At 42.3% G+C, this 12,666-nt stretch carries 17 protein-coding genes; 7 read left to right on the top strand and 10 right to left on the bottom strand.

The features are described from left to right. The 3 genes from O9323_RS02360 to O9323_RS02350 all read right to left on the bottom strand — a co-directional run. A partial coding sequence (locus O9323_RS02360; RefSeq protein WP_288124635.1) for a proton extrusion protein PcxA occupies positions 1–433 on the bottom strand: 433 nt, incomplete at its 3' end. A 211-nt stretch (positions 434–644) separates the two neighbouring features. After that, positions 645–1,499, bottom strand: coding sequence for a hypothetical protein (locus O9323_RS02355; protein WP_002751389.1), 855 nt, complete (start codon positions 1,497–1,499; stop codon positions 645–647). Positions 1,500–1,756: 257 nt separating this feature from the next. Next, a complete protein-coding gene (locus O9323_RS02350; protein WP_002751387.1) occupies positions 1,757–2,905 on the bottom strand; it encodes a glycosyltransferase in 1,149 nt (382 codons plus the stop codon). A gap of 293 nt (positions 2,906–3,198) precedes the next feature. Here O9323_RS02350 and O9323_RS02345 point away from each other — a divergent pair, with 293 nt between their 5' ends. The 3 genes from O9323_RS02345 (at position 3,199) to nblS (ending at position 5,908) form a co-directional block, all read left to right on the top strand. Then, on the top strand, positions 3,199–3,378 hold the full coding sequence (locus O9323_RS02345) for a hypothetical protein (protein ID WP_002738058.1): 180 nt from the start codon (positions 3,199–3,201) through the stop codon (positions 3,376–3,378). A 75-nt stretch (positions 3,379–3,453) separates the two neighbouring features. Further along, positions 3,454–3,801: a DUF4359 domain-containing protein gene (locus tag O9323_RS02340; RefSeq protein ID WP_002737573.1), complete on the top strand. Its 348-nt coding sequence runs from the start codon at positions 3,454–3,456 to the stop codon at positions 3,799–3,801. Positions 3,802–3,916: 115 nt separating this feature from the next. Beyond that, positions 3,917–5,908 (top strand): two-component system sensor histidine kinase NblS, encoded by a 1,992-nt coding sequence (gene nblS / locus O9323_RS02335; protein WP_002735697.1) that lies wholly within the window; start codon positions 3,917–3,919, stop codon positions 5,906–5,908. Here the strand turns inward: nblS and O9323_RS02330 are convergent. Further along, a complete protein-coding gene (locus tag O9323_RS02330) occupies positions 5,889–6,248 on the bottom strand; it encodes a hypothetical protein (protein ID WP_002742007.1) in 360 nt (119 codons plus the stop codon). The genes nblS and O9323_RS02330 overlap by 20 nt on opposite strands. Positions 6,249–6,445: 197 nt before the next feature. Then, the gene (locus O9323_RS02325) at positions 6,446–6,853 is read right to left on the bottom strand and encodes a hypothetical protein (protein WP_002737932.1); all 408 of its coding nucleotides are present in this window, start codon (positions 6,851–6,853) and stop codon (positions 6,446–6,448) included. Positions 6,854–6,897: 44 nt separating this feature from the next. Here O9323_RS02325 and O9323_RS02320 point away from each other — a divergent pair, with 44 nt between their 5' ends. The 3 genes from O9323_RS02320 to folE all read left to right on the top strand — a co-directional run bounded on the left by O9323_RS02320 (position 6,898) and on the right by folE (position 9,616). Next, positions 6,898–7,803, top strand: a complete 906-nt coding sequence (locus O9323_RS02320) for a hypothetical protein (RefSeq protein WP_002751383.1) — start codon at positions 6,898–6,900, stop codon at positions 7,801–7,803. Between the two features lie 336 nt (positions 7,804–8,139). Continuing rightward, positions 8,140–8,868, top strand: coding sequence for an SDR family oxidoreductase (locus O9323_RS02315; protein ID WP_002751380.1), 729 nt, complete (start codon positions 8,140–8,142; stop codon positions 8,866–8,868). A 49-nt stretch (positions 8,869–8,917) separates the two neighbouring features. Next, positions 8,918–9,616, top strand: a complete 699-nt coding sequence (folE, locus tag O9323_RS02310) for a GTP cyclohydrolase I FolE (RefSeq protein WP_002751379.1) — start codon at positions 8,918–8,920, stop codon at positions 9,614–9,616. A 70-nt stretch (positions 9,617–9,686) separates the two neighbouring features. Here the strand turns inward: folE and O9323_RS02305 are convergent, their stop codons facing one another. Then, entirely contained in the window at positions 9,687–10,325 is a 639-nt protein-coding gene (locus O9323_RS02305; protein WP_149107560.1) for a phosphoribosylanthranilate isomerase, read from the bottom strand. A gap of 120 nt (positions 10,326–10,445) precedes the next feature. On the opposite strand from O9323_RS02305, the gene psaK reads away from it, so the two are divergent. Next, on the top strand, positions 10,446–10,712 hold the full coding sequence (gene psaK, locus O9323_RS02300) for a photosystem I reaction center subunit PsaK (protein WP_002736399.1): 267 nt from the start codon (positions 10,446–10,448) through the stop codon (positions 10,710–10,712). 341 nt (positions 10,713–11,053) lie between these two features. Here psaK and O9323_RS02295 read toward each other — a convergent pair whose 3' ends face one another. From O9323_RS02295 to O9323_RS02280, 4 genes are all read right to left on the bottom strand, one after another. Beyond that, entirely contained in the window at positions 11,054–11,356 is a 303-nt protein-coding gene (locus O9323_RS02295) for a type II toxin-antitoxin system RelE family toxin (RefSeq protein ID WP_036390056.1), read from the bottom strand. Continuing rightward, the gene (locus O9323_RS02290) at positions 11,313–11,540 is read right to left on the bottom strand and encodes a hypothetical protein (RefSeq protein ID WP_002737434.1); all 228 of its coding nucleotides are present in this window, start codon (positions 11,538–11,540) and stop codon (positions 11,313–11,315) included. Before O9323_RS02290 ends, O9323_RS02295 begins: the two co-directional genes overlap by 44 nt. A gap of 280 nt (positions 11,541–11,820) precedes the next feature. Beyond that, complete coding sequence (locus O9323_RS02285) at positions 11,821–12,348, bottom strand: DUF3011 domain-containing protein (RefSeq protein WP_002737001.1); 528 nt, start codon at positions 12,346–12,348, stop codon at positions 11,821–11,823. 146 nt (positions 12,349–12,494) lie between these two features. Next, positions 12,495–12,666, bottom strand: a 172-nt coding sequence (locus tag O9323_RS02280; protein ID WP_271931852.1) for a photosystem II protein D2, incomplete at its 5' end; no start/stop codon positions are given.

Raw genomic sequence — 12,666 nt, 5'->3', positions numbered from 1 at the left:
TTGCAGGAGAAATTATCTGGTTATCTTTATCCCTGGGTTTATCACTGGTGAGATTGGTATTAGGCAGATTTGGGGTTTGATTATTCGGTAATGGGGGCAGCAATTCCCCTAAATCTAGGCGATATTTACCGATAATATCCTTGATCGCCTTTAAAGTCTCTAGGATGTTATTATTTTCTGGGTTAGTTTGCAGGTTAAGAAAATTACCCAGACGCACTTGAGTTAAATCGAAACGTATCTGTAATAATTCTCGCTCTAGGGTACTTTGAAAGTAATCATAAACACTTTTTCCTCCCACGGCAGCTGGGGAAATTTTTTGTCCCCCAAAATGTTTATCTTCGATCGCTTTAATTTTTAGCGCTCTCTGATAAGCTGATTCTAGGGCCACTAAAGAGCGTCTCTCTACCCATTGATTAACTCGATTCCAAGGCACGGCTATAATCCTCGCTTTTCTGTCATCACAACTTATATTTATTCTACAAAAACTCTCAAATCTTCCCTAACCTGAGTCGATATAAGCAACCACTTTGATTCTTTTCCAGTATGTAGCCATGATTCTTCTCTCCTAGTCTTGACAAAATTTCCTCAACTCGACAAGCTGATAAATTTATTAGAATTTACCTGCTGGTAAAAACATCTTTTGATTAAGTCATTAATCTTCTCGCTAGTGTTTTAATAGATTCGTCATAATCTAAGCCGCTGAGTAAGTCTCCTCCTGTACCTGAACGACCGATAAACTGAGGTTTGAGGAGAAAATTTTGGAGAAAATCTCGATTTTTTAAATCATCACAATAAACTTTTTCAAGAACATATCCTTCTCGATCATTGACTTTTTTGTAAGATTTTAGAAGATTTTCTTGAAAAAATCTGATGTTAGCTTTATAGAAAAATGTTTTAATTCGATAATCCACGTTCGCCCTACTAAATCCCTGTCCTGTTTTGAGATAGAATAAAGATTTTTGTAAAGAGCGATAGGTAATTCTTAAAGCTTCAGTTGGGCTAATATTTGGAGGATATTTGTATAATCTATCGGAGTATTCTTCTCGAATTTTACTTTGAACGAAAATATTATCATATTCTTGATGTAAATCGATAATTTCATTGCAATTTCTCAAAAAATATTGACCAGTAATTTTGTAAAAGCGATTTTGCTGATGCAAAACTTTACTATTTTTAAATGCGTATTCAATAATTTTTCCCTCTCCCCAGCCTTTGCCATATTTATAAGACTCATTATTACCTACAAATAATAAAATTTCTAAATGTTTATTAAAATTTTTAGCCATTTGAATAATTTCGCTGTAGTCGTAGTGATAGCCAGTATTTTCACAAAAAATAATTGGTGAAATATTAGAAAATTGAATCCAGGAAACTAAACTACATAAATACTGAAACAGTCGTTCTTCTGGATCGGACATTTTGACGTAAGGTGTCGCTCCCGGATTGATAGCGGCCGTCATTATCAAAGCATCTTTACTCAGTTTTTGAGGGATACTCATAGAATCTCATCCAGTAATTATTTCGATCACAAGTATCGTCTTTTTATCTAATTTTGTCAATCAGACAAATCTTTGTCGCAAAGGTGAAGTACGGATTAATCTTGGCTAATCAAGTATTTCAGAGGTAAAAACAAGCCTCATGTATCTGAGAAACGGCCGTAGTTATGGTGCTAATTTAGGATATATTTCAATGCTAAAAGTGAAAATAAATTCTCCTATTTGTGGCTGAATCGTAATTGAGGATACAAAAAATAAGATCAGCTATAGTGCTGGGATTGTTTGACCATTAAGTTAATTTGTTCCTCTATAAACAAACTATAAGCATTTCTAAAAACCTCTGGAGTGAATTTATTAGCCTGTTGCCGACAACTTTCTGGAGCAATTCTATCACCCTGATCCACAAAATATTTAACCGCTTCTACCAAAGATTGGGGATTTTGTTCCCCAAAAAGTAATCCTGTTCCCTGGGGAGAATTTTCCCGCAGATCCCGCACGGTTTCTAAAGCACCTCCGGCAGCAAATGCAATCACGGGAGTACCACAAGCTTGCGCTTCCACTAAAGCAATACCAAAATCTTCACAAGCAGCATAAATAAACGCTTTTGCTCTCGACATATATTCTGCTACCATTCGATCAGAAACCGCACCTAAAATCTGAATATTATCCCTGGCTAACTGTCGAATTAAAGCCATCTGGGGACCATCTCCAATAACCACTAGGGGTAATCCCAATTGATTAAACGCTTCCACAATTAAAGGGACTTTTTTATAACTAACCAAACGAGAGACTACTAAATAAAAATCTTCTTTTTTCTCTTGGTAGGGAAAACGCTCAATTTGTACGGGAGGATAAATAACTTTTGCCTCCCGTCGATAACAGCGCCAAATTCGTCTAGCGGTGTGGTGGGAATTAGCCAGAAAATAGTCCACACGATTAGCAGAAATCACATCCCACTGACGCAAACCATGCAAAAGATAACGGGTGAAAATACCGGGTAATCCCTGTCCTAACTTACTATTAGCCAGATAGTCAAAAGTTAAATCCCAAGCATAACGCATCGGAGTGTGACAATAACAAATGTGAACCTGATCCGGTCGTATTAAAACCCCTTTAGCCACACAATGGGAGGAGGATAAAATCACATCATAATCCTCTAAATTTAACTGCTCGATCGCCAAGGGAAGAAAAGGTAAGTATTTTTGTACGCCATTTCTCGCTTTCGGGAAATTTTGCAGAAAAGTTGTCCCGATCGAGCGACCATAGAGATAACTATCGGGATTAGTGGACTCAAAATCGATCAAAGCGTATAAATCCGCCTCTAGACATTGTAAAATCTCCCTAACCACTAATTCCGATCCCCCCGTCGCTTTTGGGGTTAACCACTCGTGAACCAGAGCGTACTTCATAGGATAATCAATAATCTCAGCCGTAATTATAGCAGTAAGGGATTAGCAGTTTAAGAGTTTACTTTCCGGCTTTCTCTTCGCCAAAATTACCGACACATATCCGATCACGGTAAAAAACCCTAGGAAGAAATTGTTAAATTTTTCAAGAAAAATTGCAAAGTTTAGTAAAAATTACTAGCCAGATCAGATGATCGAGTTCATAATGGGGATCAAGGAAAAAATAGGCTTAAACCGATTGGGATCAAGAAAAACTAGCTTTATATACAAAACATAACTAATTAATGAGGTTTGCTATGATCACCCTGCAACAAGTGCGCTGTCCTAATTGTGGAAATTTTGCCGAAAGACAGCATATTTTAGAACACCATCTCGTTAGCACCGCCTGTTCTCACTGTGATTATCTGTTAGTTAGTTGCAGTCTCACGGGAAATGTACTAGAGTGCTATGCACCCGGTATTGGTTTAAGAAATTAACACTGCCCCCTAGCCAGATCGAAAATGTCTTGTCAAAATTAGAGTGAGAAGACAAAATCAAGGAGCTAAGTAGCTATGGGGGGTAATTTCTTCAAGGGAGCGATCGCCCTGGGGGTAATAGCGGGGATTATGGGATTTACCAATCCCCCCCAAGAACTTTACAGCGAATACGCCGCCGAAAAACTTCTCGCTCATGCCGACAAAATCGCCTGCGAGAAAATCAGTCTCTGTGACTCGATCGATTCTTTGCCGGTGGCAGCCAGAAATGTGATCAAAAATCAAATCTTAAAACCAGCGATCGAAACCTCTAGTCAACGGCAAAATTTAGGTGTGTTCAGTATTTACACCACAGAAGTACCGGGGGTGGCTAAAATTAGAACTATTGGCGCTTTTGGGCATTTCTTAACTTTCTCGGAGACTTAGGCTTTGATTAGTGCTGGTTTAACGGCTACCAGCTTAATAATGAGTTAAGATGATCATATTAACCCGCGATTTGAGCGATAGACTCCTTAAGAACACCGATTAATGCTGCCTAACCGTGTTTAATTTTCTGCCCATTCTCCGAAAAGCGATCGCCCGTTGGTGGTCCGAATTCACTCTCCAAACTAAATTAATGGCTGCGGCTACTTTAGCCGTCTCTTTGTTGATGAGTGGTTTAACCTTTTGGGCGGTTAACACAATCCAGCAGGATGTCCGTCTCAATGATACCCGTTTTGGCAGGGATCTAGGGCTGTTATTAGCCGCGAATGTCTCCCCCCTCATTGCTGAGGACAATTTAACCGATTTAGCCCGTTTTTCAGCCCGTTTTTATAGTAGTACCTCCAGTGTTCGTTATTTGATCTACGCTAACGAGGAGGGTGAAATATTTTTCGGCATTCCCTATTCTACCGCCGAAGTTAAGAACTCCCTGACGATCGAGCGTCGCATTCAATTACCGGAAAATTATGGCGAAAATGGGGAAACTCCCCTCATCCGTCAGCATAAAACCCCCGACGGTGAAGTAACCGATGTCTTTGTTCCCTTGAATCATGAGGGCAAATATTTGGGAGTATTGGCGATCGGGATCAATCCTAACGCTATTGTGGTGGCTTCTTCTAATCTAACCCGTGATGTTACTATTGCCGTTTTTGTCTCGATTTGGGCCATGGTGATTCTCGGGGCAGTTTTTAATGCTTTAACTATCACCAAACCAATCAAGGAGTTATTAGTCGGGGTCAAAAATATTGCAGCGGGAAATTTTAAGCAGCGCGTTGATTTACCCCTGGGAGGAGAGTTAGGGGAATTAATTCTCAGTTTTAATGAAATGGCGGAAAAGTTAGAACGATACGAGGAACAAAATATCGAAGAAATGACCGCCGAAAAAGCCAAACTAGATACGTTAATGTCCACTATTGCTGATGGAGCAATTCTCTTAGATACTAACTTTCAATTATTATTGATTAATCCCGCAGCTCGGGAAATATTTGGCTGGGAAGATCAGGAAATTATCGGTAAAAATGTTCTACATCTTTTTCCTTCGGAGTTAACGGTTAAACTAACTAAACCTCTCTATCAAATTGCGGCGGGAGAAACCCTCCAACCAGAAGAATCCGCTAATCAAAATCAGAAAAATGCTGTTATTTATCAGGAAAATAATAACTATTCCCCGGCGGAATTTAGATTGTCTTTAACTCACCCGAAACCCTGCACAATTCGCATTTTGTTAACTCAGGTATTCGATCAGTATCGGGAGAATGTCCGGGGAATTGCTGTGACGCTACAGGATATTACCAGAGAAACAGAATTAAATGAGGCAAAAAGTCAATTTATCAGCAATGTTTCCCATGAGTTAAGAACCCCTTTATTTAACATCAAATCTTTTATTGAAACCCTGACAGAATTTGGTGAGGATCTCAGCGATACAGAAAAAAGAGAGTTTTTAGAAACCGCTAATCATGAAACCGATCGCTTAACTCGTTTGGTTAATGATGTTCTCGATCTTTCTCGGTTAGAATCCTCGCGTAACTATAACTTAGATGCGCTCGATATCGGACAATTAATCGAACAAACCCTGAGGACTTATCAACTCAATGCTAGGGATAAAGGACTAGAATTAAGCTCGGACATTGAAGCCAATTTACTGCCAATTTTAGGTCATTATGATCTACTCTTACAGGTATTAACTAATCTAGTCGGTAACTCCCTAAAATTTACTCCTGCTGGCGGTAAAGTGGTGATTCGTGCCTATGAAATCAGCAAAGATAATCCCCAAGAAACTCTCAAAATTCGCGTGGAAGTATCCGATACTGGTATTGGCATCGATGCCGAGGATCAAATTGCTATATTTGATCGCTTCTATCGGGTAGAAAATCGCGTTCATACCCTAGAAGGGACGGGATTAGGATTATCGATCGTCAAAAATATTATCGAAAAACACTATAGTCAAATTCATTTGATTAGTGAAGTGGGAATTGGCACAACTTTCTGGTTCGATCTAGATTCATATCAAGGCTCGATCGCCAGCAAAAAAATTAACGACGTGAGTTTATAAAAGCCAAAGTAATACTGCCCAAAATCATGGTTAATAATAGCAATAATCCCTTATTTCTGAGACACCAATTTTTAAAAACCCTAGGAAGAGGGAGAGGAGGAATTTTTTCGGCTATTATTTGGCTATTTTTGTATAAAGTGCAGCTGGTAGCGTAGGGACGTTGGGGAAAATTACAGCTATCATCGCCATGATACAGACAAGTCTCACACAAAAACTCGCCAGTGACAGCTTGATGTAGGGTCATGCCGGGATGACCATAAGCCTTTAAAATATTAGCACAGTAGGGACATTGTAAGGCTTGACTATCGACCTTGTGCTGACAACGAGGACAGGTAATCATGATCGCTAAATTTTCCCTTTGAGGATTGTCATTGCTAAGGTAGATCCCCCCGCCTATCGGCACCCCCCTTATCAAGGGTAGATCCCCCCGCCTATCGGCACCCCCCTTATCAAGGGGGGCAGGGGGGATCGAACCCAAAATCTATCTTCAATTTGATTATAACCAGCTACTTAGCAAAATCCCCGGGCTTTTTCCAGTTATCTCACTAAATAGCTGCGCCATTGGGAGGCAACTTCTTCGAGTAAACGCCAAGTTTTCCCCTCGATCTGTCTTTGTAAATAAAGATCAAAATTGTTGTGTTGTTTGGTATCTTTTTGATGGGGCAATTGTAGAGTTAGATCGTAATCTCCCTGCAAGTGATAAGCGGGCAAATTACCCACATAAATCGGTTCCAGACTGGTGACATTAATTTTAGCAATTTTTACCGACGGCTCATCGATCTGTAAAGATTGACTAAGGCGATCGGATGTGTGACGAAATTGTAATAAAAGGGCTTTGGTGACGATTTCTCCAGGGGGGGCAAATTCTTGGGGGGGAGTGACACTACCACAAGCAGTTAGGAAGACAAGGAAAATACTGGTTAAAAAACTGAGAAAACGGCGCATAGAATGATATTTTGAAAAAGAATGGCAGCGAGTTAAGAAAGATTATGACTCAACCAAATGAGCGAGAGAATTTCAGCCAAGCAGAAACGGTGATCCGACTACAAGAGGCGATCGAGCAGTTAAATTCGATCGTTTCCCAACTTAACACGGGAACGGGGATAGTGTTACCCCCAAAAGTTGCTATTGATAATCTTCTTAACTCAACGCAACAGTTAGCCGCTGCTTTAAAACCAGACGAATTCGCCGGAGTTGAGCAAAGTTTAACCCCAGATTCTCCCATCGAAGCAGCCGAGGGAATCGACGATATTTTACCGGATTTCGAGCAGGTGGAAGGGTGGTGGACGGCAATTTTGAACAAAATTCGCCGACTTTTACCGGCAGGAATTAGCGAAAAAATTCCCGATTGGTTAATCACCGGCTTGTTAACAGGAAGTTTAGTCACTATCCTCTTAGTAGCCGTGATCAGTTTACCGAAAAATCCGGCGGAAATTGCCGAAAATATGCCCGAAGTTGTCTCTAGTCCCCCACCGGCAGCCGGGGAAATTATCGAAACTCCCCCAGAATTAACCGCACCAGAGGCACCGATTCCCGTCCCGATTACTAAAGCAAAACCACGATTAACTCCCGAACAAAGTTTAGTCGCAGCTATTCAAGAGGAAATTACCGATTTAACTACTCGTTATCCCACCGGGATTATTTCTACTATAGAAGCGGACTTTTTGGCTAGTCGTCTAGTAGTTATTTTGGGCGATAATTGGTATAGTCTCGAGGCATCACAACAGGATAAATTGGCTAATTCGGTTTTTCAACGTTGCCAAAGTCTCGATTTTCGCCGCTTGGAAATGAGGGATAACGAGGGAATTCTCCTCGCTAGAAGTCCCGTTGTCGGCGATCGAGTGGTGATTGTCAATCGCACTCAACCCACCGCTGCCATCTCCTCCGGTGAGTAGTTTTCAGCGCGGGGGGAGGGAGTTTCAAGGCAGCCTCAACAATTCTTGCCAACCAGTCCGCTTTTTTCCCTCGCTGGTTAGATATCTAAATATACACAAAAATTAGTGATCTCTGACTTAACAGTGCTATAATTGGCTAGGTAAAATTTTGTAACGATTCTTAATCTTGAACCTACCCGATAGTCAATGCTTCCCCCCGCCCGGGTGGGCCGCAGCAATTTTGGTACGAGAAAAATTGCTCCGATCTAACCCAACTCCCTTAAACCTTTCTAGGGTCCCCCTAACCGCCAAAATTTTGCCCTAACTACCAAGAATTAAGAGATTTCAAACTATACCATGAACTCTGTTATTCGTCAACAGCGAGCGCTGATCACCGGAGCCAGTAGCGGCATCGGCAAAGAAACCGCCCTCGCTTTCGCCAAGGCGGGAATTAATCTGGTTTTAATCGGTCGCGATCAGCAAAAATTGGCAACCGTGGCGGCAATGGCGGCAGATTTAGGCGTATCAGCCCAAGCTTACCCCTTAGATTTGGCAGATATCCCGGAAGTAGCTCCTAATATCGCTAAAATCGCCCAAGAATCCGGACCGATCGATATCCTGATCAATAATGCTGGTATGGGTTACACAAACTCCTTGTCTGACACACCTTTGTCAGACTGGCAGCGGGTGATCGATCTGAATTTAACCAGTGTTTATCAGTGTGTGCAAGGAATTTTACCTGCTATGCGTCAACAGGGAGGAGGCACGATCATTAACGTTTCCTCGATCGCCGCCGATAATTTTTTTCCTGATTGGGGGGCCTATAGTGTCAGCAAAGCTGGATTAGTGGCATTTTCTCGCATTTTAGCGATCGAGGAGCGGGCCAACGCCATTCGTGTCACGATTATCACCCCCGGGGCTGTCAATACTCCCATCTGGGACAGCGATAGCGTCAAAGCAGATTTCGATCGCTCGGCCATGTTAACCCCGGATATCATCGCTCAGGCCATTCTGCAAGCGGTGTTACTGCCCAAACAGGCCGTAGTGGAAACGATGACCATTATGCCCAGTGCGGGGGCATTATAACCCGAAATACTTCTATTTATCAATCAATTCGCCTACAGGCATCCTCATTATGACCATAGCTTCTTCTAACGGTTTAAACGGTAATCTAACCGACGCTATCCAAGCACGCGTGACCACTCGCCCCGATCGCAACACCCACAATGGCAAAACCGCCCAAATTCATCCGACTTGCGACGAAAACAAAGAACAGATGATGGATGCGGTCAGAAATATCCTGATCTCGGTGGGGGAAGACCCCGAAAGAGAAGGTTTATTAAAAACCCCCAAACGGGTGGCCGAAGCGATGCAGTTTCTCACCCAGGGCTATCAACAATCCCTAGAAACCCTCGTTAATGGTGCGATTTTCGATGAAGGTCATAATGAGATGGTATTAGTGCGCGATATTGACTTCTTTAGTCTCTGTGAACATCATATGTTACCCTTCATGGGTCGGGCCCACGTTGCCTATATTCCTAATCAAAAGGTGGTCGGATTAAGTAAATTGGCCCGCATTGTGGAAATGTATTCCCGTCGTTTACAGGTCCAAGAGCGCCTCACCCGTCAGATTGCCGAAGCGATTCAAGAAATTCTCGACCCCCAAGGGGTTGCGGTAGTCATGGAAGCAACCCATATGTGCATGGTGATGCGCGGGGTGCAGAAACCGGGATCTTGGACTGTCACCAGTGCCATGTTAGGAGTCTTCCAAGACGAGCAGAAAACCCGCGAGGAGTATCTTAACCTGATCCGTCATAAACCTAATTTCTTCTAGTCAGGGCAATGGGGAAATGGGGGAATTCAACTAAAACCCCAACACCCAAAACCTTCTAACTGATCACTGATCACTGATCACTGATTTTTTGCAGTCGCTCTAGCAAGAGGGCGACTTTTTTGAGGTCTTTATCACCGGGCGATCGCTCAACGCCGCTAGAGACATCAATACCCTGGGGGTGCAGCCTGGTTAAAGCTTCACCAATATTATCGGGGTTGAGTCCTCCGGCGAGAAACCAGGGCAAGGGGGGCGAAAAACTGGCTAAGGCTTGCCAGTCTAAGGTATGTCCCGTACCGCCGAGTAATTGGGGATGGTAGGCATCTAAAAGTAAAGTATCGACGCTATTGAAGTAAATTGCCGACTTTTCCCAACTTTCTCTGTCTTTGATCCGCAAAGCCTTGATAATTTCCCGGTCGGGTAATAATTGCCGCAGCCTTTGGCAATATTCGGGAGATTCTATACCATGTAACTGCACGCTTGTCAAGGGGGTTTTAACAATTATTTGCTGAATAATTTCCGGTTGCTCGTCGGCAAAAACCCCGATCAAATCGATTTTGTCGGGTATTGCGGCGATAATAGCGTTGATTTGCTCGATTTTGACGTAACGAGGCGAACTTGGTACGAGGATAAAACCTAAGGCCGTAGCTCCTAAATTAGCGATCGCTTGTCCTTGGTCTGGTTGGGTAATGCCGCAAATTTTAATTCGCATTTAATCTTATTCACAAAACGTTACAAAAACTGTTAAGTATTCAAACAAAAAGCAGTTTCGGGTCAAGAGCTTTTTATAATTCCCTGTGATTAACAAAATCTTATCAAGACTGGAGCGCCAATGATCCCTTCCACCTTACTTTTAGCCACTGCTCAAACCATTCCCTGGAATTTATCCGTCGGGATTACCATGACCTTAGCTAACCTAGTAGCGTTCGTTATCGGTTATTTTGCCATCCAAAATACCGGGGCCGGCCCTGCTTTACCCTTACCGCAGTTAGCCTCGAAAAAAAGCTTCGGTCTGCCAGAATTATTGGCTACCATGAGTTTTGGCCATATTCTCGGTGCGGGACTGGTTCTCGGTCTTTCTAATGCGGGTATTCTCTAATCAGTAATCAGTGACCAGTAAACCTCAGAGAGAGGAGTAAGGAGCCAGTAGTCAGTAGTCAGGAGAACTAGGCATAAAGAGATTTTAGGCAACTTCATCCCTATTTTTCCCATTTTTGAACTCTCAAAAGTTAATTATGCCAGAAGTCTAGTAATCGTCCAGAGCGGGTGATTATTCTGGCTGCTGGCGAGAAAATTAAGAAAGCAGTGGCCCCAGTCGAAGCTGGATACTTTGCTGACGAAGAAGAAGCAGTATTTGCTAAATTAACTCATGAAAGTTAGATGGCTGCGGAAAGAAGTATCGAAAATAATTGGTAAATCCGAACGTTGCTAATCGCTTAGTTAATCGTAAATATTGCCTCTAAAGTTAATCTCATAAATAAAGATTTCGTCTGTCTCCTTGCCGATTTCAAAAATAACTCGCATTTTGCCAACACGAATTCTGGAGAATCCTTTCAACTCACCTTTGAGTTTTTTGATATCAAGTTCTTCAGGGGGATAAACGTTTTGAGTTTCAAGGCAGGTTTTGAAAATACTAATTTTAGTCAAAACAGATTTTCGGCTATTGGCATCTAGTTTCTCCAAAAATTTATTGGCTGATTTACTGATCCTGATCTTCACGATCAAACCAGTCTGTAATATCAACGAAGCCGTCGTCTTTGTAATCAACAGGATTAAAGTTTGCTTCTATGTCAGCTTGTTCTATATCATCAACATAGGGAATCAGCATCTCGAAGAATTTAAACCATTCTTCCCGCATAACTTCGCGGACGCTTTCCTTGATGATAGTTTTGAGCATTAGAGCATCTAAGGTGTTTGCCGGCTCCATATATTTTCCTCCAATCTACTTGAATTGTAGCAGCAGATCAAGAAAACGGGTTTCTTACAGCAGTTATCTTAAGGATTTTAGTTTTCTCAAGCCACTGTTCGAGGCAAGTCAAGAGATTGGGAGAGATTCAGGTAATCTAAAAATAGGCGGTTAAAGTGGGTCTTAGCTTACCTGATAACGTTCTTAAAATCTATCTTCGGCAAAAGTTACTCATTTTAGCTATCTAGCTATATAAATGAGTAACTTCAAAAGGTTTTAGATAGGTTTTTGGTTTCTATATTTAACCCCGATCCTCACAAACAAAGTCCACTACTCGATCGATTTCCCGGGATGAGCGGATGCGACGACTACCGCTGCCGAGTTCGCCACCACGACAATTGGCCCACCAACGCTCGCGACTGCCATTAACGATCGCATCAAATTCTCTAATTCTGCCACTATCATAATAACTGCGGCGATCAACGACAAAACGACCGATATTGGGGAGGCGAAATTCTTCATAAACATTACCGTCCCAACCGCCACCAGAATTACCGTGATGGTCGTCGGTGCGTACCTCAAACTCGCCCCGACAACCATTTCTCACCACAATATTGCCGTTTTGGAAATCCCAATTACCCTCACAGGGAGCAGCGGAGCGAGTGCGGATTAATCTGACTTGGGCCCATCTAGCGTTCACAGGACAGCGAGTAGTGCGACCGCTTTGACTTTCACAATTAACTCTCGTGGTTCTGGCCGCTGCTGGCTCGCTCCCTAGGGGATAAATTAGCAACAAACTGAGACTAGATAATAAAATTTGGCGAAACATTGTCTTAATCTCCAAGAAATTCTCTAGTTTATCTTACAGGGGTATCAAGAAAATGAGTAGTAGTTGCTTGAGGTGCCTTAATCAACAAAAAAGAAGGGTGATTTAACTTCACCCTTCCCCCTATTCGGTAAATTTTCTTGCCATCTTTAGAGAGCGTTACCGCGAGGTAATACTTCTTCAGGGAAGATAAAGTTTTCGTGGGGTTGGTCTTGGGGAGCCATCCAAGCTCTCAGACCTTCGTTAAGCAGAATATTTTTAGTGTAGAAGGTTTCAAATTCTGGGTCTTCGGCCGCTCTCAATTCCTGAGAAACGAAGTCA

It is taken from the genome of Microcystis sp. LE19-131.1A (assembly GCF_027532015.1).
Taxonomy (GTDB): domain Bacteria; phylum Cyanobacteriota; class Cyanobacteriia; order Cyanobacteriales; family Microcystaceae; genus Microcystis; species Microcystis ichthyoblabe_A.
Note: the sequence above shows the minus strand (reverse complement) of the source record. Positions and strands in the feature narration are given on the sequence as shown.